Genomic DNA, 26,285 nt, shown 5'->3' on the forward strand with positions numbered 1-26,285 from the left:
GTCGTCGGGCTTCGTCCTCCGGGACCAGGGGTCGGAGGACTGTGGACGATTGAGAGCGCGGGTCTGCGTGAAGGATCGCGCTCTGCTACGCCGTCGGGCGCCGGAGCGATGATCGAAGGAGCCCGATCACCCGCGACGCGAGGTAGGCGGCGAGAGTGGCGACGACGCCCATGCCGGCGCCGACGAACATCAGCTCCACGTCTCGCTGCTCCTCGAGCTCCCGCTGCTGGAGGATGTAGACCGGCAGGTCGGTGTAGCCGACATTGTCGACGTCTCCCAGTTCGTTGTTCCAGAGCCCCATGGTCTCGTAGGTCCAGTGGCTGTCATGGGTCACAGGCTGCGGATAGGCTTCCACCAGTTCGACACCCTCGGGCCGGTCGACGCGAAGGAACGACCGCAGGTGCCGGTGGTGGTCGGTCCGCTCGCCGATGGACGTCCAGCTGACCTGAGGGACAATGAGGGTCTTCCGGTCGGCGGTGACCGGCGTCTCGCCCTCCGCATGGTGCCAGACGGCCTCCTCGGGAACACGGCACTCCTCGGCCCACACATATCCGTCGGCGCCCTCGTCGCGAGACGTGTGCCGGGCTTCGCCGGAGGACAGCCACATCGTCCCGAACGCCTGGAAATAGGTATCGGACGTCAGCGCAGCCCGGGGAAGATCCTCGGCCGTGCCGTCGTAGTTGAGGGCGGAGCGCCGGCCGCCCGCCGCGTCGAGCAGGAGGCTCGCGCGTGCTCCAGGGGACAGCGCCTCGAACGACGCAGTCTGCAACAAGCTCTCGTTCGGGCCGCACGTGACGCCGCCGAGGGACGGATCCCCCGCGAATGTGATCTCGTAGTCGACACGGGGCTCCTCCGCCCAGCTGACGGAGGTGCCCCACAGTGATGTGAAGTAGAACACCATCCTGAGCTGACCTTCTGTGTCGACGTCCTGGTGGACATGCAACTCGTATTCCTGACCACTGCCCTCGGACGTGACCGCGACGAGGGCTCGCCGGCCCTGGTCGACGGTGCTCGTCGAGGACTGGTAGCCCTTCAGGTACAGAAGGATCAGTGTCGTCAGGACGACCAGGGTGCCCAGGGCCAGTCCCGAGGCGATCCATGATGACGAAGAGCCGTCGGCGTGCGACCTCGGGGCCATGTTGCTGCCTCGTGTTTCCCGTCGGGAGCACCCGACGACGGGGTCTGATGCTCCTCATTGTCCGCGCTGCCCGTGGCCGAGACCAGGTTCAACTCCTGGTGAGCACCATGTTTCGGGCTGCGCGCTCGTGCTGGCGACGCGGTCGACGACGTCGGGCTCGACGGCGAACCTCCCGCAGCGCCGCGAAGGTTGCCGGGTCCTCGATCGCGCTGAGCGCGGTCCGGTCCGTCCACGTCAGATGGGCCACCTGGTGGCGCACCGACCATCCTTCCGCCGGAGTGGGGAGGTTCCTGTCAGGTGCGGGCAGCGGCCGCAGCGGCACCTCGAGGGGGTTTCCCGGCACTGGGTGAAGTTCACGAGTGGCCCCCATCCCCCGCCGAGGTATGGAGTGTGACGACTCCGCGGGACGCGAGGGTGCGCAGTGCTGCCCCGACCGGCGGAGGGCCGGGCGGAACTCCTGGACAAGCTGTTCCTGGCGGATCCGGGCTCCCGGTCCCGGATCCCCGGGCGCGGCCCGCCGGCTCAGCGCGTCGACGATGCGCCGAGTGGTCGAAGTGGACCTCCGCGCCGCCGCAGCTGACGCCATCCCGACTACCACTCCTCTTCACAGCGCCGACAATGGATCCAGACTCATGCGGGGTCCCGGTGTTTGGCCGCCAGGACGCATTGCATTGGATCCAATCGGTCGGTAATGTGAAGTGCGCCACGTACGATCCATGACGCCAGAGCGCCGCGGGAGGCTCCATGTCCACGAGCACGTCCTTGACCTACTCGACCGACTGCACCGAGCTGCGCACGTCCCAGCAGGATTGGGACGACGCCGCGCCGGAGCTCCTGGAAACGATGCTCGTGCAGCTGCACACGGTCCGCGTCTTCGAGGAGGTGGTTCTCCAGCTGGCGGGAGAGGGTCTCGTCCACGGCCCGGCCCACTCCAGCATCGGGCAGGAGGGCGCGGCGGTGGGATCCATCCTGGCTCTCCGCGGCGCGGACGGCGTCAACGGCACGCACCGTGGTCACCACCAGTTCCTGGCCAAGGGCCTGTCCTACCTGCGCCCGGACGGCATGACGGTCGTCGACGGCGTCAAGGACGACCAGCTGGTGGAGTTCGTGCACCGCACGATGTCCGAGATCCTCGGCCTCCAGGCCGGTTTCAGCGGCGGGCGTGGCGGCTCCATGCACCTGCAGTGGCTGGAGGCCGGGGCGCTGGGCACCAACGCGATCGTGGGCGGCGGTGTGCCGCTCGCCGCGGGAAACGCCTGGGCCCAACGGCACGACGCGGAGGCCGCCGAGGGCCGGAACGACCAGGACATGGGCGTCACGGTGACCTACTTCGGGGACGGTGCCTCCAACATCGGCTCGACCCTCGAGACGTTCAACCTGGCCGCCGCCTGGCACCTGCCCCTGTGCTTCTTCATCGAGAACAACCTCTACGCCGTGTCGACCCGGGTCGACGAGGTGACCGGGGAACCCCGTCTGGCCGCGCGCGGGCCAGGTTTCGGCATCCGTTCCTGGCGCGTGGACGGCATGGACCCGCTGGCCGTCTACCTGGCCCAGCGCGAGGCGGTCGAACACATGCGCGCCGGCCGGGGTGCCACGCTCATCGAGGCCGAGACCTACCGGTACTTCCACCAGAACGGGCCCTTCCCCGGCAGCGCCTTCGGCTACCGCACCAAGGAGGAGGAGCAGCAGTGGCGCGACCGTGACCCGCTGCGCAAGGTCGCGGGGGAGATGATCCGCCGCGACCTCCTGACGGACGAGCAGCTGGAGGACCTGCGCGAGCGGATCACCGGGGAGGTCGGCCGGATCGTCGACCGGATCGCCGAGGAGGACCCGGACAGCACCACGGGTGGACGCCGCATCCGCCCGGACCTGTGGCCCGACCCGGCCACGGTGGACGAGGGCATCCGGGCGGAGCCGACCGTTGCCGGGCAGATTCTCGCCGACGACGCCGAGCCCGCCTCCTCGCAACGTCGATTCGTGGACGCGATCGCCGACGTCCTCGGCCACCGCATGGCCACGGACCGCGGTGTCGTCGTCCTCGGCGAGGACGTGCACCGGCTCAAGGGGGGCACGAACGGCGCCACCCGCGGTCTCAAGGACGCCTATCCCGACCGGGTGCTGGGCACACCGATCAGTGAGAACGCCTTCGCCGGCCTCGGCGGGGGGATGTCCATGACCGGCCGCTATCGGCCGGTCATCGAGTTCATGTACTCGGACTTCCTGTGGGTGGCCGCCGATCAGGTCTTCAACCAGATCGGCAAGGCGCGGCACATGTTCGGCGGCCGGTCCGGGATGCCCGTGGTGCTGCGCTCCAAGGTCGCCATGGGGGCCGGCTACGGCTCCCAGCACTCCATGGACCCGGCCGGTGTGTTCGCCACGAACCCCGGGTGGCGCATCGTGGCGCCCTCCACCCCGCGCGACTACATCGGGCTGATGAACTCCGCTCTGGACCTGCAGGATCCCGTCCTGGTGCTCGAGCACGTCGACCTGTACGGGACCAAGGGCGAGGTCCCCGACGGCGACCTCGACTACCGGCTGCCCGTCGGGCACGCGGCCGTGCGACGGACCGGAACCGGGGTCACGGTGCTGAGCTACCTGAACATGGTCGACGTGTCCCTGCAGGCCGCCGAGCGGCGCCCGGACCTGGACGCCGAGGTCGTCGACCTGCGCTGGCTCGACCGGGCCTCCCTCGACTGGGACACGGTCGGCGCCTCCGTCCGGAAGACGAACAGCGTCCTCATCGTCGAACAGGGTCCCCCCGGCACCTCCTACGGCGGATGGCTGGCCGACGAGATCCAGCGCCGGTTCTTCGACCACCTCGACCAGCCGGTCCAGCGCGTCACCGGACGGGAGGCCGCCCCGAGCATCTCCCGCGTCCTCGAGAGCGCCGCCAACGCCGGCCTGGACGACGTCCTGGCCGGTCTCGACGAGGTCGCCCGCAACCTCGGCCTCTCCTGACCAGCACCACCGAAGGGCGGAATCCCATCATGGCCACCATCATCACCATGCCGGCCGTCGTCGCCGACGCCACCGAAGCGGCCCTGCAGGCCTGGCTCGTCTCCGTCGGGGACGACATCACCACCGGGCAGCCGATCGCCGAGATCGAGACCGAGAAGGCCACCGTGGAGCTGCAGGCCGAGGCCTCCGGCACGGTCGGGCGGCTGCTCGTCGAGCCGGGGACCTCGGTCGAGGTCGGCGAGCCCATCGCCGTGCTCGTCGACGCCGGCGAGGACGAGAAGGCCATCGACCGGGAGCTCGAGGCCTCCGGCACGGCCACGGACAGCGCGGCGGAGCAGCCGGTCCCGCAGGACACCGAGGCCCCGGCCACCGATCGGGACACCCGCGATGCCGCCCCGGACAGCACCCAGGGGCAGCCGCCCGAGGGTCCTCCCGAGCAGACCCGGGTCTTCAGCTCCCCCCTCGCGCGCAAGCTCGCCAAGGACCTCGACGTCGACGTGACGCGCCTGAGCGGCTCCGGGCCGCGCGGGCGGATCCTCCGCCGCGACGTCGAGGCCGCCGCCCGGCAGCAGCCTGCCGAGGCCGGGCCCGCCCCGGCCGCCGCGGGGACCGGGGCGGGCCCCCAGGCGGCCGCTGGGCCGGGTGGGTCCCGGGGCGAAGGGGCGTTCGAGGACGTGCCCCTGTCCCGGATGCGCCGGGCCATCGCCCGCCGGCTGACCGAGTCGAAGACGACGGTTCCCCACTTCTACGTCTCCGTCGACGTCGAGATGGACGCGCTGCTGGCCCTTCGCCGGCAGGTCAACGAGGGGCTCGCCGCTTCCGGGCGGAAGGCGACCGTCAACGACCTCGTGCTCAAGGCCCTCGCCGGGGCCCTGGCCGACGTGCCCGAGGCCAACGCGTCCTGGCAGGGGGAGAGCATCCGCCGCTACCACTCGGTGGACGTGTCGGTGGCCATGGCCACCGACGACGGACTGCTCACCCCGGTGGTGCGCGGCCTGGAGAATCTGTCGATCGGCACCGTGTGCCGGCTCACCGCGGACTTCAAGGAGCAGGCCCGCACCGGCCGGATCCGCCAGCAGGACCTGGACGGTGGGAGCTTCAGCCTCACCAACCTGGGCATGTACGGCACCCGGGAATTCGCGGGCATTCTCAACCCGCCGCAGGCGGGGATCCTGGCCGTGGGCGCGGCAGAGCAGCGTCCGGTCGTCCGCGACGGGGAGCTGGCCGTGGCGACCGTCATGAGCTGCACGCTCTCGGCCGACCACCGGGTCGTCGACGGCGCCGTGGCCGCTCGCCTGCTGGCCGCCTTCAAGCGGCGCATCGAGGACCCGGTGAGCATCCTCCTCTGATCGGCAGGCACCACGCAACGCTCCGGCGCCGGGCCCGTCCCGGAGCGGCAGCGGACCTCGGATCCACAGAAAGGAGATGAGCGCCATGGGACTACCAGGCCTCGCAGGCACGGAGCACATCGGCTTCACGGTTCCCGACCTGGACCAGGCGGAACGGTTCTTCGTGGAGGTGATCGGGTGCGAACGCGTCTACGCCCTCGGCCCCTTCAGGTCGGAGGACGATTGGATGGAGCGCCACCTCAACGTCCATCCCCGGACGGTCATGCGTGAGCTGCGGTTCTTCCGGTGCGGGTTCGGCCCCAACTTCGAGATCTTCCGCTACGAGCCCCCCGAGCCGCCGGCACCCCAGCCGCGCAACAGCGACATCGGCGGCCACCACCTGGCCTTCTACGTCGACGACATCGACGAGGCCACGGAGTACCTGCGACGGCAGACCGGCGTCACCGTCCTGGGGGAGCCGACGGCGAGTTCGGGGCCGTCCTCGGGGCAGCGCTGGGTGTACTTCCTCAGTCCCTGGGGGATGCAGCTGGAGCTGGTCAGCTTCCCCGACGGCAAGGCCTACGAAGCGGCGGAGGGGAGGCGGCTGTGGAATCCCCGGCGGCCCGCGGAGTGAGCGCAGACCGGACCGCTCCGCCGGTCACGCCGTCCCGCAGCGACAGCGGATACCCTGGTGTCCTGCCGCAGTTCCCGGCGGCGCCGGCCGCGGTCGCGCACGCCACGCGGTGGAGTTCACAGATCGGATCCGAGAATGGGCGCTGACGACAAGGCCGGGTCCTCCGGGGCCCCGAACCTCGAGGACATCGTCCGGGTCTCCGGGGGAGCCGGGACCCGCGTGGCCGACTACATCCGGTCGGCCATCATCGAGGGCGAGTTCGCTCCGGGCCAGCGCATCCAGCAGGAGATGATCGCCAAGCGCCTCGGAGCCAGCCGGCTGCCAGTGCGCGAGGCGCTGCGGACGCTGGAGAGCGAGGGGCTGGTCACGCTCGAGCCGAACAAGGGTGCCCGGGTCGTCACCATGGACGCCGCGGAGCTCGACCTGCTCTACGGCACCCGTTCGCGGATCGAACCCCTCGTCATCGCCGATTCGGTGCCACGCCTTTCCCTCACGAGCATCGAGCGTGCCGGTGCGATCCTCGACCAGATCGAGGCCGGCGTCGGGACCGTGGAGTTCCTCGTCCTCGACCGCGCCTTCCACCTCCTCACCTACGAGGGGTGCCGGAGCAGCCAGTTGACCTCCATCGTCGAGCGGCTGTGGAACTCGACGCAGCGGTATCGGCGCGCCTTCGTCACCGAGACCGGCCCCCGCTGGGTCGAGGAGACGAACCGGGAGCACCGGTTGCTCCACGAGGCCGTCGCCGACCGCAATCCCGAGGTCGCGGCCGCCATCGTCACCACGCACATCACCCGCACCAGGGTCGCCCTCCGCCGGTCGCCGCAGATCTTCGAGGGGGGCGGCCAGATCCACGCCGGCGGCCGGATCCCGCCCCCGGCCTGATCCGGCGGCGGACCGGACCGGCCGGGGTGCCGGCGCCACCCCGGCCGGCGGGTCAGTCGTCGGCCGGCTCGAGGATCCGGTCGGCGATGAGCCCGCCGATCGGGATCGCCGACGTGGCCGCGGGGGACGGGGCGTTGCACACGTGGAGCTGCCGTCCGGTGCTGCGGAGCAGGAAGTCCTCCACCGAGGTCCCGTCCCGCAGCACCGCCTGTGCCCGGATGCCCGCGGGATAGGGCAGCAGGTCGGACAGCTCGAGCTCGGGGCAGTACTTGCGGACCAGCTCGAGATAGCCGCGGCGGAACCAGGAATTGCGCATCTCGTCGATCCCGGTGCGGAGGTTGCTCTTCGCGAACCGCCACATGCCCGGGAAGGCCGCGAAACGGGCCACGTCCCGCACGGTGACGGAGCCCCGGTCGTAGCGCTCGCGGGAGAAGCCGAGCACGGCGTTGGGCCCGACCGTGACGCGGCCGTCGATCGTCGGGCTGAGGTGGACGCCGAGGAACGGCAACGCCGGGTCGGGCACCGGGTAGATCAGATGCTGCACGACGTCGGAGCGGTCGTGGGGCAGCTGGTAGTACTCGCCCCGGAAGGGGATGATCTGGAAGTCGACGTCGAGACCGCCCAGCGCGGCGACCCGGTCGGCCTGGAGGCCGGCGCAGGCGACCAGTCGCCGCGTGCGGTACTCGCCGGTGTCGGACCCGACGACCACCTCTCCCGGGCGTTCCTCGATCGAGCGCACCTGCGACCGGGTCACCACCCGTCCGCCCAGCCGCACGACGTCGGCGGCCATCGCACGGGCGACCTCGCGGAAGTCCACGATCCCCGTGGTGGGCGACAGCAGTGCCGCGCGGCCGCGCACCCTGGGCTCCAGCTCCGCGAGCCGGTCGCCGTCGACGCGCTCGAGCTCGATCCCGTTGCGGGCCGCCCGCTCCGCCAGCTGCTCCATCCGCGTGATCTCGACGTCGTCGGTCGCGACGACCAGCTTGCCGATGGACCTGTGGTGGATGTCGTGCTCGTCGCAGAACTCCTGGGTCGCCCGCACCCCGGCGCGGCACAGCCGGGCCTTGAGGGACCCCGGGGCGTAGTAGATGCCGGCGTGGATCACCCCGGAGTTGTGGCCGGTCTGGGCGCCGGCCACGTCGTCCGCCTTCTCCAGGACGAGGACGGAGGTGCCGGGCCGGCGCTGGAGCACCTCTCGAGCGGTGGCCAGACCGACGATGCCGGCCCCGATGACGACCAGGTCTTCCATGATTCTCCTCCGGTGTGGGAACTGGGGCGGCGGCCGTCCTGCCGCGGAGGTCGCCGCGAAAGAAGTGCGTTTATGGATCCAAGAAGGGCAAACTTGGATCCATAGTAGTGATCCTGTGCTCCGCTGTCCCGGAGCCGGGAAAATGTGCGCCAATTGACTCAGAACGCCGTAATGACGGAGTTTATTGGGGTGCGCTACACCGGTTCAAGGGAGTTTCCCGCTGTGCAACTCTTGACGCCCCCTGTGATCAGTGACACAGTTGCGCCAAATGTTGGATCCAACCCGGACAACGATCGAAGGAACCGGACATCGATGACGACTTCTGGTGGGGCGCCCGCGGCGCCGTCTGTCTTCCTCTCTCCCCCGTGCACGTGGACCGGCGCCGGCGCGCTGACGTCCCTTGCGAGCGGCCTGACCTCGGCCGGCGCGCCGGCCCGGAGCTCGGTCCTGGTGGCGGCCGACGCGGTCCTCGTGAGGCACGGTCTTCTCGACGGCGCCCTCGACGCGCTGCGCACCGGCGGGTTCGAGCCGACGGTCCTCACGGACTTCGGTCCCGAGCTGACCGCGGAGCAGGTCGACGCGGCGGCCGCCGCCGCACGTGAGGCCGGCGCGCACGCCGTGGTCGGCGTCGGGGGCGGCTCGGTGCTGGACGCGGCGAAGATGATCGCGCTGCTGGCCACCAACGAGGGCGGCAGCGCGGACTGGTTCGGCGTCGTCGAGCCGGCGGACCCTCGTCCCCCTCTGGTCCTGGTGCCGACGACCGTCGGCACCGGCGCGGAGGTCACCCGCATCTCCATGATCACGGAGGGCGGGGAGAAGCGCATCGCCTCGAGCCGGTCCTTCGTCCCGGATCTCGTCGTCCTGGACCAGGAGCTCGTGGCCAGTCTCCCGCCGCACGTGAAGGCGTCCACCGGCCTGGACGCCCTCGCCCACGCCGCCGAGTCGGTCCTCTCCACGAACAGCACAGCGCTCACGGAGCACAACGCGGTCGAGGCCATCCGCATCGCGATGGCCGAGCTGACGGCCGCCTACGACGGTGACGCCGACGCCACCGGCCGGATGCTCGTCGCGGCCTACCTCGCCGGACTCGCGCTCAACTCCGGAGTCGTGCTGGGCCACAGCCTCGGCTACGCGATCAACCACGAGAAGCCCATGGCGCACGGCACGAGCACGGGCCTGGCGCTGGCCTACACGATCGCCTACGACCAGAACGTCGACGAGCGCAGGGGCAAGCTCCTCGCCCGGGCCTTGACCGACGGGGAGTCGGAGGATCTGCGGGTGGCCGCCGAGCGCGTCCAGGCCCTCGTGCGCAGGGTCGGCCAGCCGGCCACGCTCGAGGAGGCCGGCGTGCCTGCCGGGGCGGAGGACGAGATCGCCCGCCGCACCGTCGAGCTCTATCCCCGCCCCACCAATCCGGAGGGCATGGACGTCGAGCGGGTCCGTGCGCTCGTGTCCGCCATGCGCGACGGCGATCTCGACCGCGCCTTCGCGGTGACCGCCAGGAAGGACCGCTGACCATGAAGATCACGGGAAACCTCGTCGACGGCAACATCGTCGAGTCCACGACGGGCGACGCCCTCGACGTCCACGATCCGGCCGACCTCGACCAGCTCGTCGGGCGCGTTCCCGCCATGGGCGCAGCGGACGTCGACGCCGTCTACGGCGCCGCCGAGGCCGGCGCCCGCACCTGGCGGAACACCGGCCTCCTGGCACGGGGAGAGATCCTGCGGCGGGCGGCCGAGAAGCTGCGGTCGGAGTCCGAGGCCCTGGCCCGCCTGATCGTCCACGAGATGGGCAAGACGCTGGCCGAGGCCACCGTCGAGGTGAAGAAGGCGGCCGACTTCTTCGACTTCTACGCCGGCCTGGCGCGTCTGCCCTACGGCGAGCTGCTCGCCGACGGCCGGCCGGGAACCCACACCCGCGTCATCCACGAGCCGCTCGGCGTCGTCCTGCTCATCACCCCGTGGAACGACCCGCTGCTCACGCCGGCCCGCAAGATGGGCCCTGCGCTGCTCGCGGGCAACGCCGTGGTCGTCAAGCCCGCCACTGCCACCCCGCTCATCGCCCTCGAGCTGGCCCGCATCTTCAACGAGGCCGGACTGCCGCCCGGCGTGCTGGGCACCGTGACGGGACGCGTCCGCGACATCGGCGGCGCCCTGCTCGGCAACGAGGCCCTCAAGGCCGTCAGCTTCACCGGCTCGACCTCGGTGGGCCTGGAGCTGCAGCAGCAGCTCGCCGGCCGCCCGGTGCGGGTCCAGACCGAGATGGGCGGCAAGAACGCCGTCGCCGTCCTGGCCGACGCCGACGTCGAGGCGGCCGCGAAGGAGATCGTCTCCGGCGCCTTCGCGCAGGCCGGTCAGCGGTGCACCGCGACCTCGAGGGTCGTCGTCGTGCGGGACGTGGCCGACCGGCTGGTCGCGGCGGTCCGGGAGCAGGTGCAGTCCCTCCGGGTGGGCGCCGGCGACACGGAGGGAGTGAACCTCGGCCCGGTCGTCTCGGCCGCTGCCCGTGACGAGATCTTCGACCACATCCGGCGTGCGCTGGACGAGTCGGCCGAGCTGCTCGCGGGCGGCGCGCACGCCCCCGAGGGCGCCTCCGAGCGCGGTGCCTTCGTCAGCCCCACCCTGCTGCGGATCACCCGGGACCAGGCCATCTGGCGCGAGGAGGTCTTCGGCCCGGTGCTCGGCCTCCTCGAGGTCGACGGCGAGCAGGCCGCCATCGAGGCGGTCAACGACTCGGCCTACGGGCTGGCCGCCGCGGTGTTCACCAACGACCTCGGCGCCGCCGAGCGCTTCATCGCCCAGGTCGAGGCGGGCCAGGTGTCGGTCAACCACCCCACCACCGGCTGGGACGTCCACCACCCGTTCGGCGGGTTCGGCCTGTCCGGGTCGGCGTTCAAGGAACAGGGCCTGGACGCGCTGCAGTTCTACACGCGCACGAAGACCGTAGCGGTGAGGGCGCTGTGAGCGGCGTCCTCGACCGGTTCTCGCTGAGCGGCCGGCGGGTCCTCGTCACCGGGGGCAGCCGGGGGCTGGGCCGGGCCATGGCCACGGGGCTGGCCGAAGCCGGCGCCCGCGTGGCGGCCGTCGCCCGCACCCCGGCCCAGGACGAGCCCGGGAGCGGGGTGGTGAACCTGGCCGGCGACGTGGCCGACACCGCGCGCCTCGGCGCCCTGGTCGACGAGGCGGAACGGGTCCTCGGCGGGACGGTGGACAGCGTGGTGCACGCGGCCGGCGTGCAGCACCGGTCCCCGGCCGTGGACTTCCCGCTCGAGGAGTGGGAACGCCTCATCAGGGTGAACCTCACGGCGCCGTTCGTCCTCAGCCAGGAGGTCGCGCGCCGCCAGATCGACGCGAACCTCGAGGGCAGCCACGTCTTCGTCGCCTCGCTGACCTCGACCCTGGGCCTGCCCAACATCGCCGCCTACGGCGCCACGAAGTCCGGTGTCATGGGCATCGTGCGCTCGCTCGCCGTCGAGTGGGCGCCACAGGGGATCAGGGTCAATGCCGTCGGGCCGGGATACTTCCGGACGGCACTGACCGAGAGTCTCTTCCAGGACGACGAGGCACGCGAGAGGTTGATGAAGCGCATTCCGCAGAAGCGCTTCGGCAGCCCGGACGACCTGGCCGGCGCACTCGTGTTCCTGGCGTCGGACGCCTCTGCGTACGTCACCGGACAGCTGCTGATGGTCGACGGCGGCTGGACAGCAGCCTGAACAACCCCACTGCCAACCCCCACATCGGGAACGTAAGGAGTCAGAGATGGACACCAGGAACACGTACGGATCCACTGCGCGGCGCCGCACGGCGGTCGCCGTGGCCGCCGTCGCCGCGACCATGGCCGTCGCCGGGTGCGGCGGCGGAGGCGGGGGCGACGGCTCGGGCCCGATCAGGATCGCCGCCCTCTACCCGACCAGCGGATCGCTCGCCCTCCTCGGGGAGGAGTCCTGGCGCGGTGCCAACCTCGCGGCTCAGGCGATCAACGAGGCCGGCGGCATCGACGGCCGCGACGTCGAGCTCGTCCAGGCCGACGTCCCCGACGTGAACGCGGCGACCTCCGAGGCGCGCCGGATGCTCGACAACGAGGGCCTCGACCTCGCCATCGGCACGTACTCCTCCTCGCTGGCCCTGGCCGCCTCCGAGGTCTACGCCCGCGGCGGCGGCACGTACGCCGAGCTCGGCGCCATCAGCGAGGAGTTCACCGACCGAGGCTACGAGAGCGTGTGGCGCACCAACCCCGCAGCCGGCACCTTCGCGGAGACTCAGATCGAGTTCATCTCCGAGTTCGTCGCACCGGAGCTCGGCATCGGCCTCGACGAGGTCGAGGTCCTGCTGGTCCACGAGGACTCCTCGTACGGGTCCTCGGTCGCCCGCTCGGCGGAGACGCTGGCCGAGGAGGCCGGCATCGAGAACATCTCGTACGAGCCGTACAACGCCGAGTCCACGGACCTCTCCTCGACCGTCCTCGGCATCCAGCGGACCGACCCCGACGTCGTGATTGCGGTCTCCTACGCCTCGGACGCGATCCTCCTGGCACGCCAGATGCAGGAGAACGGCGTGGTCGTCCCGGCGTTCGTCGGCACCGGTGGCGGGCACACGCTCAGCGGCTTCGGCGAGACGCTCGGCGAAGCGGCGGATCACGTCTTCAACGTGGACTTCACCCAGTACGCGGTCGACCCCGAGTCCACCCCCGGGCTCGAGGAGTTCGTGGCCATGTACGAGGAGGAGTACGGCCAGCACCCGGCCTCCGGGCACTCACTGGCCAACTACATGGGCGCGAACGTGGTCTTCGACATCCTGGCCGAGACCGGCGGGGACACCTCGGCGGAGGCCTTCGGCGAGGCCGCCGCGGCGTACACCGCCGAACGCGGCAGCACGGCGACCGGCTGGGGCGTGGAGTTCGACGACACCGGGCAGAACACCCTGGCCGCGCCGTACGTGATGCAGTGGCGCGAGGGCACGCTGGAGACGGTGTGGCCGGAACGCGTTGCCACCATGGAGCCCGAGCTGGCCACCGCCAACTGAGTCGACCAATCGGCGTGGGCCCCGGCCGGCAGCGATCGGCCGGGGCCCCGGGCGGCGGGAAGGAATTCCAATGGAGCTATTGATCCAGACCCTCGTGGCAGGGACCCTCCTGGGCGGCGTGTACGCCCTGGTATCGGTGGGGCTCAACCTCCTCTTCGGAGTGGTGCGCGTCATCAACTTCGCTCATGGCGAGTTCGTCATGATCGGCATGTACATCACGTTCTGGCTGTGGGCCGGACTGGGCATGGACCCGTACGTGTCCCTGCTCGTCGTCGCCCCGGCGATGTTCCTCCTCGGTGTGCTCTTCCAGCGGGGCATCATCCAGCCGATCCAGAGCACCTCGGCCAACATGAAGATCTTCGCGACGGTCGGGATCTCGATCATCGTGCAGAACCTGGCGCTGTACCTCTGGGGCGGCCGGCACCGTTCCGTCAGCACCGAGTACTCGACCTCGGTCCTCACCGTCGGTGGCATCAACATCTCGGTCGGGCGGCTGGTGGCGTTCATCGGAGCACTCGTGATGGTCGCGGCGCTCTTCTACGTCATGAACCGCACCATGACCGGCAAGGTCCTGCGCGCCATCGCCGAGGACGGCCCGACGGCCGTGCTCCTGGGCGTCCCGGTCAAGAAGTTCTACTTCGTCGCCACCGGCATCAGCGTCATGCTCGCCGGCGTCGCCGGGGTGCTGCTCATGCCGTTCACCTCGGCCTCGCCGACGTTCGGCATGCACATGACCCTCATCGCCTTCATCGTCGTCGTCATCGGCGGCATGGGCAGCATGGTCGGCTCCCTCGTGGGGGGCGTGCTGCTCGGGGCGATCGAGACACTGGCCGGCACCTACATCTCGCCGTCACTGCAGCAGGCGGTGCTGTTCGCCCTGTTCATCGTCGTCGTCCTCGTCCGGCCCCAGGGCCTGTTCGGCAAGGGCGCCGGCACCGAGGAGGTTGGTCTGAAGTGAAGCGTTCATACCTGGTGGTCGGAGCGGTCGTCGTCGCACTCCTGGCGCTCCTGCCGCTCGTCATCGACCAGTACCTGCTCAACAACGCCGTGCTGATCGTCATGTTCGTCGGCATCACGGTGGCCTGGAACATCGCGGCCTTCGGCGGGGCCCTGTCCCTGGGCCACGCGGGGTTCTTCGGACTCGGCTCCTACACCATGGCCATCCTGCTGCTGGACCACGGCGTCAATCCCTGGATCGGGATGGTGGCCGGAATGCTCGTGGCCGCAGCCGGCGGTCTGCTCCTGTCGATCCCGCTCCTCCGGCTGCGCGGGCCCTTCTTCACGCTCGCGTCGCTCGCCTTCGTCGAGGTCCTCCGCCTGCTCTCGGTCTACGCCCGCGACTTCACGGGCGGCTCCGAGGGTCTCACCATCCCGTTCCAGCCCGGCTGGGCCAACATGTCGTTCTCCGACCGGGAGCCCTACTACTACATCGTCCTGGTCCTGACGGTGCTGGCCGTGCTGACCTCGGTCTGGATCTTCTACTCCCGCATGGGCTTCCAGCTGCGGGCCTCGGGCTCGGACGACGAGGCGGCGCGCGCCCTCGGCGTCAACACCGGCGCCCTGAAGGTCCTGGCGCTCGTGATCTCGGCGGCGCTGACCGGGGCGTTCGGCGCCTTCGCCGCCCAGTACTTCTTCATCATCGACCCCGAGACGAACTTCTCGCTGAACCTCTACTCCATCCAGCCGGCGCTCAACGGCATCATCGGCGGGGCGGGAACGGTCCTCGGCCCGATCCTCGGCGCTGTGCTCATGACGCCCATCGGTGAGTACCTGCGCACCGCGTTCGCCGGGCAGCAGGGCCTGAACTTCATGATCTACGGCGTCGTCCTGGTCGCCTTCGTGATGCTGATGCCCGGTGGCCTCGTCTCCGGCATCGACAAGCTGCGGAGGCGGTTCCGCCGGAAGCCCGGTGGCGCCCCGCGGACCGAGACCGATCAGGTCGCCGACGAACCACAGAAGGAGGCCAAGCCGTGAGTCTGCTCGACGTCGAGAACGTCTCGAAGCGCTTCGGCGGCGTGCAGGCCGTCGACGACGTGTCGCTGCACCTGGAGGACGGAGAGATCCTGGGGATCATCGGACCGAACGGGGCCGGCAAGACGTCGCTTTTCAACCTCATCACCGGCACCATCCGCACCGACACGGGGAAGATCGTGCTCGACGGCACGGACATCACCACCACGAGCCCGACCAAGCGGGCCCGGGCCGGCATCGGCCGGACCTTCCAGGTGGTGCGGCCCTTCTCGAGGATGACCGTGGCCGAGAACGTCATGGTCCCGGTGCTCGTGCACACGCCCAAGGTGAAGGAGGCCAGGGCCAAGGCGGTCGCCCTCCTGGACGAGCTGGGCATCGGGCCGCTGGCCGACATGGACGTCAGCCAGCTCACCCTCGTGCAGCGCAAACGGGTCGAGGTCGCCCGCGCGCTGGCCACCGAACCGAGGGTGCTGCTGCTGGACGAGGTGCTCGCCGGCCTCAACAGCCGTGAGGTCCTCGACGTCCTGCCCTTCATCACCGAGGTCCGCGAACGTGGGGTCTCCATCATCATGATCGAGCACCTGGTGAAGGCGCTGACCTCGGTCAGCGACCGGATCATCGTCCTGGACCGCGGCGCGCTCCTGGCGCAGGGCAGGTCCGAGGACGTGCTCAAGGACCCCGCCGTGATCACGGCCTACCTCGGAGAGGACGAGCATGCTGAAGGTTGAGGGCCTGGCCGCCTACTACGGCGACTTCCAGGCGTTGGAGAACGTCTCGTTCGAACTCCCCGACAGCGGCGTCACGGCGCTCCTGGGAGCGAACGCCGCCGGCAAGACCACGACGCTGCGCGTCATCAGCGGAGTCCTGCCGGCCACCGCGGGCACCGTCACCCTGGACGGCGAGGACATCACCCAGGCCAGCTCCGAGGAACGGGTGCGCCGCGGGATCGTCCAGGTCCCCGAGGGGCGCAAGCTCTTCGGCACCCTGACCGTCGAGGAGAACCTCCTGCTGGGCGGTTTCTCCCGCCGGAAGGACGGCAAGAGCAGGGAACGACTGGACCGGATCTACTCGATGCTGCCCAAGCTGGCGGAGCGCCGCACCCAGCTCGCCGGCTCCCTCTCGGGGGGCGAGCAGCAGATGTGCGCCGTGGGCCGGGGGCTCATGGCCGATCCGTCGATCCTCATGATCGACGAGATGTCGCTCGGCCTGGCGCCCGTCATCGTCACGCAGATGTTCGGGTTCGTGAAGGAGATCGCCGCCGAAGGCGTCTCGGTCCTGCTCGTCGAGCAGCACGTCCAGCACGCGCTGAACGCCGCCGACCGGGCGACCATCATCGAGAAGGGCGTGACCACGCACAGCGGCACGTCCGAGGAGATCCGGAACGACCCCAAGGTGCGGGAGGCGTATCTCGGTGCCTGAGACGACCGCCCCCGCACTGGTCAAGGGAGGCCCCGACCGGGCGGCGACCTCCGTCGTCGACGTCGCCGTCCGGCCGCCCGCCGCCGGCGAGGTCCAGGTCCGGGTCGAGGCCTGCGGGCTGTGCGGCAGCGACGTGCACGCGTGGCGCGGTGACGAGGGCTACGAGTGGGTTCGCACTCCGGTGGTCCTCGGCCACGAGCTCGTCGGGGAGGTGGTGGCCGTCGGGGAGGGGGTGGCCCCCTCCTGGACCGGTCGCCGGGTCGTCCCCATCGCCATCGACGGGTGCCACGCCTGTTCCGTCTGTGCGACGGGACGGACTCAGCTCTGCCCCCACCGGCAGGTGCTGGGCCTGTCCTTCGACGGCGGCGGCGCGGCCCACGTCACGGTGCCGGCCGGCCGCCTGGTAGAGGTGGACGCCGACGCCCCCGCCCTGCGCATGGTGCTCACCGAACCGATGTCCGTCGCGGCCCACGCGGTGCGCCGCCTGGGGGACCTCCCACCGGGGGCGCGGGTGGCCGTCTCGGGTCCCGGCCCGATCGGCCTCTTCGCCGCCTGGCTGCTCGCCCGCGCCGGCGTCGACGTCGTGCTGACGGGCACGGAACGGGACGAGCCCACGCGCCTGGCCGCGGCGAGAAGGCTGGGCCTGCACGCCGTGCGCGGTGATCTCGGGGATCCGTCCGCGCCGGTGGACGCGTGGATCGAGGCCTCCGGCAGCGCGGCGGGAGTGGCGCAGGCCCTGGGATCCGTCGTGCCGGGCGGAACGGTCGTCGTCGTCGCGCTCTTCGCCCGGCAGCCGGTCGTCCCGATGAACACCCTCGTCCGGGGCGAGCTCCAGCTGATCGGCACCTACGCGTCCCTCCGCGAGGACTACGACACCGCGGCCGGGGCCCTGGCCACGGCCGACGGGCTCGAGGAGGTCGTGAGCACCGCGTTCCCGCTGGGACGGGCCGTCGAGGCCCTCGAGGCCACGGCCGCCGGCAAGGTCGTCAAGGCGGTGATCGTGCCGTGACCGCCGCGACCGACGCCCGCACGCTGGTGCTGACCGGAGCGGCCGGCGGGATCGGCGCGGCCGTCGCGCGCGCCTTCGCCCGCCGGGGGAATCGGCTCGTCCTGAGCGACCTCTCGGCGGAGGCCCTGGCCCCGCTCGTCGCCGAGCTGGAGGAGGGCGGGGCCACGGTGACCGCGGTGCCCGGGGACGTCGCGGAGCCCGCGGACAACGACCGGCTCGTCGCCGCGGCGCTCGAGCGCCACGGCGGCATCGACGACCTCGTGCTCGCCGCCGGGATCTACCCGGAGCAGCTGCTGGCCGAGACCAGCGACGAGCAGTGGCGCCGCTGCCTGAGCATCAACCTCGACTCCGCGTTCTACCTGCTCCGGGCCGCCGGGCCGCACCTGCGCCCCGGCGCCGGGGTGGTGGCCCTGACGTCGATCGCCGGGATGCGCGGCAGCCGGGCGCACGCCGCCTACGCGGCGAGCAAGGGAGGACTCCTGTCCCTGGTGCGGTCCACGGCCTGGGAGCTGGGACCGCAGGTCCGGGTGAACGCCGTCGCCCCGGGGATCATCGACACCGCGATGACCGCCGGGCTGCGGAGCACGTCCGCGGAGCACCTGCTCCGCGGCACCCCGCTGGGCAGGTTCGGGACGGCCGAGGAGGTCGCCGGCGTGGTGGAGTTCCTCTGCTCACCGGCGGCCGGGTTCATCACAGGAGAGGTCGTCCAGGTCAACGGCGGCCTGCACATGCACTGACCCCGGGCGCTTGCGGCCGAGGTCCGAACGAGGAGGAGCGACATGAGAGCAGTGACCTACACCGGTGCGGGCGGCAACGAGGTCGTCCGGCTGGCCGAACGGCCGGACCCGGTGCCCGAGGGCGACGAGGTGCTGGTGCGCGTGCGCTACGCCGGGATCAACCCGGCCGACCTGCAGCAGCGCAACGGCAACTACCCGCCGCCGCCAGGGGCGCCGGCCGACGTCCCCGGGCTCGAGGTGGCCGGCGAGGTCGTCGCCGTGGGCCCCCGGGTCCTGGGCGCGGCGGTCGGGGACCGGGTCATGGGACTCGTGGCCGGCGGCGGACTCGCCGACCGCGTCGTGGTCTCCGAGCGCCACGTGTGCGCCGTGCCCGAGCACCTCGAGGACACCGCCGCCGCCTCCGTCCCCGAGGGCTTCATCACGGCCCACGACGCGATCCGGAGCCAGGCCGGGCTGCGTCCCGGGGAGGTCCTCCTGGTCAACGGCGCCACGGGCGGCGTGGGCAGCGCCGCGGTGCAGATCGCCCGCGTCTGCGGGGCGCGGGTCGTCGGGACGAGCCGCACGGCGGAGGGCCGTGAGCTCGTCGCCGGCCTCGGCGGCGTCCCGGCCGAGACCGGGAACGTGCCCGAGGTCGTCCGCGAGGTCTCCGGCGGCCGGGGCGCCGACGTCGTGCTCGAGCTGGTCGGCGCCCCGAACCTCGCCACCGACCTCGCGGTGCTCGCGACCCTGGGACGGGTCGTCGTCGTGGGCGTGGGCGCCGGCGCCGAGGCGACCGTCGACCTGCGCGCGCTCATGGGCCGGCGCGGACGCCTGTTCGCCACGGTCCTGCGCGCCCGGCCGACGGAGGAGAAGGCCGCGGCCGTGCGCGCCTTCGAGCGGGAGGTGCTCCCGCACCTGGTCCGCGGGCACCTGCGCCCCGTCCTCGACCGCGTCTTCCCGGCCGAGGAGGTCGCCGCGGCCTTCGACCACATGGAGTCGGGTCCCAAGCACGGGAAGGTGCTGCTGGACTTCGGCGCCTGAGCCGCGCAGACCCCATCCGCGCGCCGGACGGCGCCGACACAGAGGCAGGAGCGAACATGCAGGACAGGCTGAACGGCCGCGCGGCACCGGTCCCCGGGGCGGACAGGGGCGCGGGGACCGCCCGGTCCCCCGATCGTCCCGAGCCGGAGGAGGCCGCCGATGCCTGAGCACGGACACCGCCCGCTCGAGGGCCGGGTGGCCCTCGTCACCGGGGCCGCCCGCGGCATCGGCCGCGCCTACGCCCTGCGCCTGGCCGAGCTCGGCGCCGACGTCGCCGTCGTGGACCGCGACCTGCGGTCCTTCGCCGAGGTGGCCGCCGAGGAGGAGGCCGCCGGCGGCCGGTCCACCGACGAGGCGGTCACCGGGCTCGGGCGCCGGGCGGTCGGCCTCACCGCCGACGTCACCGACCCCGGCAGCATCGAGGCCGCCGTCGACGAGGCGGTCGCCGCCCTCGGCGGTCTCGACATCGTGGTGTGCAACGCCGGGGGAGGCTCCGGCTCCATGGCCGACTCCCTGCCGTCCTCGGCCACGGCCGAGCACGTCGGGACCGTCGTGGAGCGCAACCTCGTCGGCACGATCTCCACCTGCCGGGCGGCCGCCCGCCACCTGCGCGGACGCGGCTGGGGGCGCATCGTCACCGTCTCCTCCCTGGCCGGCCACCACCCCTTCCGCGACGGCGGCTACTCCGTCTACGGCGCCGCCAAGGCCGGGATCGCCATGTACACGCGGTCGCTGGCCCAGGAGCTGGGCCCCGAGGGCATCACCGTCAACTGCCTCGCCCCGGGGTACATCGCCACCGGGCGGCTCTCGGCCATGTTCGACGCGCTGGGCTCCGAGCAGCTGCGGGACTCCGTCGCCCTGCGCCGCTTCGGCACCCCGGACGACTGCGCCGGCGCCCTCGAGTTCCTCGTCACCGACCTCGGCGCCTACGTCACGGGGGCCGTTCTCCCCGTCGACGGCGGAGCCATGCCCTGAGGGGCGGCGGACGGACCGCGTTCCACCGCCGCACCCGGCCCACCCCACGCACAGCACACCAGGAGGACCCATGACCGCGCTCACCCCCGGCAGCACCGGAGCCCAGGGCGTCGCCCACGTCGTCGCCGGCCTGCAGGACCCCATCCTCTTCGGCCTGCCCGGCGGGCACACCGTCGAGGTCTTCGACGCACTGCGCGACCTCGGCGACGACGTCGAGGCGGTGCTCGTGCGCGAGGAGTCGATCGGCACCGTCATGGCGGAGTCCTACGGGCGCTTCACCGGCCGCCCCGCCGTCGTGATGGCCCAGGGGGCGTGGATCCTGGGAGCGGGCGGGATCGGGATCATGGAGGCCCACCTGGGGTCCTCGCCCATGGTGGTCCTCCTCGACGCCACCGAGGGCGGCAGCTACTCCCACCACGGCCCGTACCAGTCCGGCTTCGGCGGGTACGGCGCCTTCGACCTGCCCGCGGCCATGGCGGCGATCACCAAGCGCACGTTCGTCGCCACCGACCCGGTGCAGGCCGTGCAGATGACGCAGCTGGCCGTCACCCACGCCACCACGGGCGAGCCCGGCCCGGTCGCCGTGGTCTTCCACTCGCGCGCCCTGCTGGGGCGCATGACCGACGACGACGTCCGGCGGGTCACCCTCGCACCGCACGTGCCGGCCCCCGCACCGTGCCCGGAGACCCGTTCGCTCGACGCCGCGGCGGCCGCCCTCGACGACGCCGACCGTGTCGTCGTCCTCGCCGGCAACGGCGCCCGGGCCGCCCAGGACGAGGTGCTGAGGCTGGCCGAACACCTGCGCGCCCCGGTGGTGACGACCCCGGGCGGGAAGGGCGTGGTGCCCGAGACCCACGAGCTCGCCTTCGGCGTCATCGGCTCGTTCGGGCACGACACCGCCAACCGGGCCCTGGGCGCGGCCGACACCGTGGTCGCGGTGGGCACGAAGATCGGCGCGACCGACACCATGGAGGAGCACCCCGACCTCGTCGACGGGACGCGCCAGACGATCGTGCAGATCGACGTCGAGCCGCTCAACCTCGGGTGGACCCAGCGCGTCGCGCACCCGTTGGTGGGCCGGGCCCAGGACGTGCTGCCCCTGCTCGGGGCGCGGGCCGCCGCCGGGCCCGCGCGGCTGCCCGACTGGGCGCGGCAGGTCCGGGACACGGCCCGCGAGCTGCCGGTGCCGGAGCTGGCCGAGGGGGACCGCGTCAATCCCCGGGCGCTGGCCGCGCTGCTGGCGGAGCTGGTGCCGGACGACGCCGTCGCGACCTGCGACGCCGGGGAGAACCGGCTGTTCATGCTCCACGACTACCGGGTGCGCCCGGGAGGCACGATCCTGCAGCCCAACGGCGGCGGCGGCATGGGCTACGCCGTGCCCGCCGCGCTCGCGGCGACCTACGCCCTGCCCGGCCGGCTCCCGGTGGCCGTGCTCGGCGACGGGGGGTACAGCATGTCCCTGCACGCGCTCATGAGCGCCGTGGAGAACCGGCGGCACCTGCTCGTGGTCGTGATGGACAACCAGGCCCTGGGGTGGGTGCTCCACGGCCAGGGCGAGCGGCCCTTCATGTCCACGTTCGGCGACTTCGACCTCGCGGCCATCGCCGGCTCCATCGGGTGTACGACGACCCTGGCGCGCACCCGCGAGGAGATCACCGGCGCCGTGGATCGCGCCGTCGCCGAACCGGCGGTGCACGTGGTGGTCGTGCCGGTCTCGCTGTCCGAGAGCTTCCTGACCCTGCGCTCGCCGATGGCCGGGGCGAGCCACGAGGAGGTCGGCGCCGATCGGAGTCCGGAGTGACGGGGCGGGTCGCCGACGAGGAGCACGACGGCGGGGCGGGCAAGACCCACCAGGACGTCGAGGACCTCGCCATCCTTCGGGCGATGCCGGGGACGACCGTTCTCGCCCCCGCGGACGCCGCCGAGACCCGGGCCCTCGACCTGCTCGCCGAGCGCATCGAGGCCGTCGTCGCCGCACCGGTCGGGAGCGCCTCGTGATCGGGGTGACCAAGACGGCCGGCGGCGAGGTTGCCCTCACCGAGCGCGCCGCGAGGCCCGTGCGGGCGGGGCAGGTGCGCCTGGAGGTCAAGGCCGCCGGTGTCTGCGGAACGGACGTGCACATCGCCGCGGGCGAGTACGCCGCGGAGCCTCCCGTGACGATGGGCCACGAGATCTCCGGCACGGTGGTCGAGGCGGGCGAGGGGGTCGACCCGGCGTGGCTCGGGCAGCGCGTGGCGTGCGAGACGTACTTCTCGGCCTGCGAGGCGTGCCGCATGTGCCGTTCGGGGCGGCGGAACCTGTGCCCGGACCGGAGGTCGCTGGGGTCCTTCGAGGACGGCGGGTTCGCGTCGTCGGTCGTGGTGCCGGCCCTGAACCTGCACCCCGTCCCCGACCACGTCGGCGACGAGGACGCCGTGCTCTTCGAACCGCTCGCCTGCGTCACCCAGTGCCTGCTGGACCCCGCGCGGGTGTCCGCGGGTGACCGGGTCCTGGTCATCGGCCCCGGGGCCATGGGTCTGCTGAGCGTCCAGGTGGCGCTCGCGGCCGGCGCCCAGGTCACCTGCCTGGGGCTGCCGGCCGACGTGCGGCGGCTGGCGGTCGCGGAACGGATGGGAGCGACCACGGCCACGGACGTGGAACCTGAGGCCTACGACACCGTGGTCGAGTGCTCGGGTGCGGCGGGCGGGATCTCGACGGCCCTGCGGGCGGTGCGCCGAGGGGGACGCCACGTCCAGGTGGGCATCAGTGGACGCGAGGTCACCATGGCCTTCGACACGGTGCTGTACAAGGAGCTCGAGGTGTCCTCGGGCTTCGCCTCGACCCCCGCGTCCTGGCGGCGTGCCCTCGACCTCGTCGCCCGCCGCCAGGTCGACCTCGCAGGACTCGTGACCCACACCCTGCCCCTGGAGCGGTGGGAGGAGGCCTTCGCGCTGGTCGGGTCCCCCGCCGCCATCAAGGTGGCGCTGCGTCCCTGACGGAGCCGGCGTCGCCCGGGGCCGGGTGGCACGGTCCTGTTCTGTCCGGCCGACGGTCGACGACGTATGGGGTGCCGGAACCGGTCCGGAGCTGCTCCCACTGTGTCCCGGGCCGTGTCCGGGAAACACGGACGGAGCGCATCGATTCCCATTGACACCTGTCGTGCTCCGCGAGATGGTCGAGCCACCTGTCGGGCCCGGTCGCCGCGTGACGAAGGCCGGCCCGAGCACCGGCGACACCTCGGGGTGTCGACGCCGTCCATGTGAGACAGGATGACCATGGAGCCACAGGAACGGGTGGACGACATCCTCGCCCGGTACGGGCACCGGCCTTCACCGCCGGTCACCGCCGCTCTCGAGCTCGCCGCCGCGGTGCAGCAGCAACGCTTCGACGCCGGCTACAGCGACCGCACGGAGGTGACACGGTCAACGGCCCTGTGGGCTCTGATCAGCACCGACGGAACGGTGGCCTCCGCACTGCGCGGCGCAGGGCTGGACGCCTCCCGGCTCGGTGAGCTGCTGGGCGTCTCCGGCGTCCCCCCGGCGGCCGGCAGCGCCGCCACCCAGGACGCACAGCTCGATGCCCAGTTCGCCGACGCCCTCAGCAGACATCTGGAATCCGTTCCTCCGGGTGGGACGCTCGAGCCGGGCGACTTGGCGCTCGTGCTCCTGCGTTCGTCGCAGAGCAGCGGCGAGGGGCTACTGCCGGAACGGCTTGCACGACTGGGGTTCGACTACGGCGCGGGAATCGCGGCGCTCGAACGGTTGCCGAGCGGTCCCGGAACGGACAGCGCCGGCACCACGACGGCCGGGAACTTCTCCCGGAGCGTCCGTGGCGTGCGGAGCCGTCTGGGCGAGAGCGGTGTCGTGACCGCGGGCCGGATCGCGATCGAGATCCAGAGGATCCATCCGGAGTACGCGGATCGCGGGTTCGGTGACGTCAGGCTGCGGCCGTCCGCCGGGCGGCGGGCCACGGTGGGGGAGTGGCTCCGCGGCGTCGCATCCCTCTACGACCGCAAGCCGGCGCGGAACGCCCCGCGACCGGTGATCGACGGCGAGCTCACCGTGTTCGGCCTCGCCCTGCTCGAGCGGGAGCTCGAGCAGGACCTGAGGGACGGCCGGGTCTTCGACATCATGGGCCGGAGGGCGAGAGAGCGGCTGGGGCCGCAACCGGATCAGACCAAGTGGTCCTCGGACGCTCCGGCCGAGCGGGACGCCCTGGGCCGGCGGTTCCTCGCAGAGGCCCTGGTCGAACGACTCAGGACACTGGAGAGGGCCGGGAAGGCCGACTCCTTCCTGATCCACATCGACGGCCCGTGGGGGTCGGGAAAGAGTTCTCTCTTCGGCTTCCTGGAGAGAGAGCTCCGGAGAGAAGGCCAGGAGAAGTTCCTCGTCGTCCACGTCAACGCCTGGCGGGAGCAGCAGCTCGGTGTCCAGTGGTGGACCCTGCACCGTGCCCTGCGCCGGGCGGTGGAGGCGGAGGCCTACGCCACCGGGCGCAATGCGTGGGAACGGTGGGCGCGCAAGCTCTGGGTCATGGCGCTGGGCCGCGTGGACGTGATCCGAGCCAGACCCGTTCCCTTCGCGCTGGTCGTCCTCGCGGCCGTCGCGCTGGTGGCGGGGCTGAGCCTCGTGGAGTTCGCCGACACCGCCGCCAAGGTCCTTTCCTCGGCAGCTGTCGTGACCGCGGCCCTGGCCGGCGCCTACCGGTATCTCGTCCCGGAGTCCTACCGTTCCGCCGAGGCGTTCGTCGCCTCGAGCGCGAATCCCATGTCGGAAGTGCGGTTGCTGTTCGCGCGCGCCCTGAGACGGAGCCGTCATCCGGTCGTGTTCTTCGTCGACGATCTCGACCGTTGCGAACCCCAGTACGTCATTGATTTTCTGGAAGTGGTGCAGAACCTCGTCCGAGACGCACCCTCCGAGCTGCACGACACCGGCAGGGCGCTCGAGGTGCGCGGCCCGTACGCCTTCGTCGCCGCCGACGGGCAGTGGATCAGATCGAGCTACGAGAACCACTACAGCTCGGTGCGAGCCACCCGGGTTCCCGGGAGACCCCTCGGATACCTGTTCCTCGAGAAGATCTTCCAACTGCAGGTGCGCCTGCCCTCCATCACCCCAGAGGCCAAGACCGCGTTCTACGAGTCGTTGCTCACGCCCGGACCGGCCGGCGAACCGTCGCCGGACCAGCAGCGGTTGAAGGAGGAAGCCATCCGCGAGATCCAGCGGGCGCCGAGCGGCTCCGAGGTCATGGAGGTGACCAAGGGCAGGATGCCGGACGATCCGGATCTTCGCATGGAGGTGCTGGGAGCCGCGGCCGTCCGGTTCTCCGAGATCACCGGGAACGAGTCCTCGATGCACGAGCTGTTGCCCTTCGGCCGCTTCCTGGATCCGAATCCGCGCAGCATCCGGCTGTTCGTCAACACGTACGGCATGCTGCAGTCCTTGCGGACCCTGGAGGGAGCGCCGGTCGACACCTTTCCGCTCGCCCTGTGGGCCGTGGTGGAGATCCGCTGGCCCCTGCTGGCGGACCACCTCCGGACAAGGCCCGAGATCATCGACTCGGAGGCGAGCCGGGAGGACGCGCCGGAGGAGATCGTCGAGCTCCTCCGCAGCGACGAGGTGCAGGCCGTGGTGACCGGCTCGGGACTGGGCGCCCTGACGGCCGACCACGTGCGCGACTGCACCGGCGCAGTGCGGTTGTAGGAGCCCCGAGACGTGGTTCCAGTCACCGCCCGTTCCCACCCGTCAGGAGGATGGGGGCGGCAGAGGCGTCATTCATGCTTCACTCTGTCGCCCATTTCTCATTCAGGCTCCATGAGTGGGTGAGGAGTGAACGATCGAGTGAATGAGAAGACCCGGTGAGTAAAACATCCGAGATCGTGGCCGACCTCCGTGAGCGGCATGGCAGGGGATGGCACCAGGAGTTCGGCGGGCGGCCGTGCGGCACCGTCTGTCATCGAGATCGG

Annotated in this window: 23 protein-coding genes; 20 read left to right on the forward strand and 3 right to left on the reverse strand. The window is 71.7% G+C overall.

Annotation, left to right across the window (positions count from 1 at the left end; translation table 11 throughout):
- Positions 1–85: 85 nt before the first annotated feature.
- Together ACH9EU_RS06335 and ACH9EU_RS06340 are read right to left on the reverse strand one after the other, a co-directional pair.
- Positions 86–1,138 carry a hypothetical protein gene (locus tag ACH9EU_RS06335; RefSeq protein WP_396413095.1) on the reverse strand — a complete coding sequence of 351 codons (1,053 nt, stop codon included), beginning with the start codon at positions 1,136–1,138 and terminating at the stop codon, positions 86–88.
- 88 nt (positions 1,139–1,226) lie between these two features.
- Positions 1,227–1,724, reverse strand: a complete 498-nt coding sequence (locus ACH9EU_RS06340; protein ID WP_396413096.1) for a maleylpyruvate isomerase N-terminal domain-containing protein — start codon at positions 1,722–1,724, stop codon at positions 1,227–1,229.
- Between the two features lie 158 nt (positions 1,725–1,882).
- On the opposite strand from ACH9EU_RS06340, the gene ACH9EU_RS06345 reads away from it, so the two are divergent.
- From ACH9EU_RS06345 to ACH9EU_RS06360, 4 genes are all read left to right on the forward strand, one after another.
- Positions 1,883–4,096 (forward strand): alpha-ketoacid dehydrogenase subunit alpha/beta, encoded by a 2,214-nt coding sequence (locus tag ACH9EU_RS06345; RefSeq protein ID WP_396413097.1) that lies wholly within the window; start codon positions 1,883–1,885, stop codon positions 4,094–4,096.
- A 29-nt stretch (positions 4,097–4,125) separates the two neighbouring features.
- Positions 4,126–5,445 carry a 2-oxo acid dehydrogenase subunit E2 gene (locus ACH9EU_RS06350; RefSeq protein ID WP_396413098.1) on the forward strand — a complete coding sequence of 440 codons (1,320 nt, stop codon included), beginning with the start codon at positions 4,126–4,128 and terminating at the stop codon, positions 5,443–5,445.
- Between the two features lie 85 nt (positions 5,446–5,530).
- Positions 5,531–6,058, forward strand: a complete 528-nt coding sequence (locus ACH9EU_RS06355) for a VOC family protein (RefSeq protein WP_396413099.1) — start codon at positions 5,531–5,533, stop codon at positions 6,056–6,058.
- 135 nt (positions 6,059–6,193) lie between these two features.
- Positions 6,194–6,940 carry an FCD domain-containing protein gene (locus ACH9EU_RS06360; protein ID WP_396413100.1) on the forward strand — a complete coding sequence of 249 codons (747 nt, stop codon included), beginning with the start codon at positions 6,194–6,196 and terminating at the stop codon, positions 6,938–6,940.
- Between the two features lie 52 nt (positions 6,941–6,992).
- Here the strand turns inward: ACH9EU_RS06360 and lhgO are convergent, their stop codons facing one another.
- A complete protein-coding gene (lhgO, locus tag ACH9EU_RS06365; RefSeq protein ID WP_396413101.1) occupies positions 6,993–8,189 on the reverse strand; it encodes an L-2-hydroxyglutarate oxidase in 1,197 nt (398 codons plus the stop codon).
- 312 nt (positions 8,190–8,501) lie between these two features.
- On the opposite strand from lhgO, the gene ACH9EU_RS06370 reads away from it, so the two are divergent.
- The 16 genes from ACH9EU_RS06370 (at position 8,502) to ACH9EU_RS06445 (ending at position 26,022) form a co-directional block, all read left to right on the forward strand.
- Positions 8,502–9,704 (forward strand): iron-containing alcohol dehydrogenase, encoded by a 1,203-nt coding sequence (locus tag ACH9EU_RS06370; RefSeq protein WP_396413102.1) that lies wholly within the window; start codon positions 8,502–8,504, stop codon positions 9,702–9,704.
- Positions 9,705–9,706: 2 nt separating this feature from the next.
- Complete coding sequence (locus ACH9EU_RS06375; protein ID WP_396413103.1) at positions 9,707–11,155, forward strand: aldehyde dehydrogenase family protein; 1,449 nt, start codon at positions 9,707–9,709, stop codon at positions 11,153–11,155.
- Positions 11,152–11,904: an SDR family oxidoreductase gene (locus ACH9EU_RS06380; RefSeq protein WP_396413104.1), complete on the forward strand. Its 753-nt coding sequence runs from the start codon at positions 11,152–11,154 to the stop codon at positions 11,902–11,904. The genes ACH9EU_RS06375 and ACH9EU_RS06380 overlap by 4 nt, the downstream gene beginning before the upstream one ends.
- Before the next feature lie 46 nt (positions 11,905–11,950).
- The gene (locus tag ACH9EU_RS06385; protein ID WP_396413105.1) at positions 11,951–13,213 is read left to right on the forward strand and encodes an ABC transporter substrate-binding protein; all 1,263 of its coding nucleotides are present in this window, start codon (positions 11,951–11,953) and stop codon (positions 13,211–13,213) included.
- A gap of 70 nt (positions 13,214–13,283) precedes the next feature.
- Positions 13,284–14,171 (forward strand): ABC transporter permease subunit, encoded by an 888-nt coding sequence (locus ACH9EU_RS06390; RefSeq protein WP_396413106.1) that lies wholly within the window; start codon positions 13,284–13,286, stop codon positions 14,169–14,171.
- On the forward strand, positions 14,168–15,187 hold the full coding sequence (locus ACH9EU_RS06395; protein ID WP_396413107.1) for an ABC transporter permease subunit: 1,020 nt from the start codon (positions 14,168–14,170) through the stop codon (positions 15,185–15,187). The genes ACH9EU_RS06390 and ACH9EU_RS06395 overlap by 4 nt, the downstream gene beginning before the upstream one ends.
- A complete protein-coding gene (locus tag ACH9EU_RS06400) occupies positions 15,184–15,912 on the forward strand; it encodes an ATP-binding cassette domain-containing protein (RefSeq protein WP_396413108.1) in 729 nt (242 codons plus the stop codon). Before ACH9EU_RS06395 ends, ACH9EU_RS06400 begins: the two co-directional genes overlap by 4 nt.
- The gene (locus ACH9EU_RS06405; RefSeq protein WP_396413109.1) at positions 15,899–16,603 is read left to right on the forward strand and encodes an ATP-binding cassette domain-containing protein; all 705 of its coding nucleotides are present in this window, start codon (positions 15,899–15,901) and stop codon (positions 16,601–16,603) included. Before ACH9EU_RS06400 ends, ACH9EU_RS06405 begins: the two co-directional genes overlap by 14 nt.
- Positions 16,596–17,612: an alcohol dehydrogenase catalytic domain-containing protein gene (locus tag ACH9EU_RS06410; RefSeq protein WP_396413110.1), complete on the forward strand. Its 1,017-nt coding sequence runs from the start codon at positions 16,596–16,598 to the stop codon at positions 17,610–17,612. Before ACH9EU_RS06405 ends, ACH9EU_RS06410 begins: the two co-directional genes overlap by 8 nt.
- Complete coding sequence (locus tag ACH9EU_RS06415; RefSeq protein WP_396413111.1) at positions 17,609–18,349, forward strand: SDR family oxidoreductase; 741 nt, start codon at positions 17,609–17,611, stop codon at positions 18,347–18,349. Before ACH9EU_RS06410 ends, ACH9EU_RS06415 begins: the two co-directional genes overlap by 4 nt.
- 42 nt (positions 18,350–18,391) lie before the next feature.
- Complete coding sequence (locus ACH9EU_RS06420; protein ID WP_396413112.1) at positions 18,392–19,369, forward strand: zinc-binding dehydrogenase; 978 nt, start codon at positions 18,392–18,394, stop codon at positions 19,367–19,369.
- 159 nt (positions 19,370–19,528) lie between these two features.
- On the forward strand, positions 19,529–20,344 hold the full coding sequence (locus ACH9EU_RS06425) for an SDR family oxidoreductase (protein ID WP_396413113.1): 816 nt from the start codon (positions 19,529–19,531) through the stop codon (positions 20,342–20,344).
- Between the two features lie 70 nt (positions 20,345–20,414).
- Positions 20,415–22,145 (forward strand): thiamine pyrophosphate-dependent enzyme, encoded by a 1,731-nt coding sequence (locus ACH9EU_RS06430; protein WP_396413114.1) that lies wholly within the window; start codon positions 20,415–20,417, stop codon positions 22,143–22,145.
- Positions 22,142–22,342, forward strand: a complete 201-nt coding sequence (locus ACH9EU_RS06435; protein ID WP_396413115.1) for a hypothetical protein — start codon at positions 22,142–22,144, stop codon at positions 22,340–22,342. The genes ACH9EU_RS06430 and ACH9EU_RS06435 overlap by 4 nt, the downstream gene beginning before the upstream one ends.
- The gene (locus ACH9EU_RS06440) at positions 22,339–23,319 is read left to right on the forward strand and encodes an alcohol dehydrogenase catalytic domain-containing protein (protein ID WP_396413116.1); all 981 of its coding nucleotides are present in this window, start codon (positions 22,339–22,341) and stop codon (positions 23,317–23,319) included. Before ACH9EU_RS06435 ends, ACH9EU_RS06440 begins: the two co-directional genes overlap by 4 nt.
- A 279-nt stretch (positions 23,320–23,598) precedes the next feature.
- The gene (locus tag ACH9EU_RS06445) at positions 23,599–26,022 is read left to right on the forward strand and encodes a KAP family P-loop NTPase fold protein (protein WP_396413117.1); all 2,424 of its coding nucleotides are present in this window, start codon (positions 23,599–23,601) and stop codon (positions 26,020–26,022) included.
- The last annotated feature ends 263 nt before the right edge of the window (positions 26,023–26,285 follow it).

Origin of the sequence: Kocuria rhizosphaerae, from assembly GCF_044462265.1 — a bacterium.
Taxonomy (GTDB): Bacteria; Actinomycetota; Actinomycetes; order Actinomycetales; family Micrococcaceae; genus Kocuria; species Kocuria rhizosphaerae.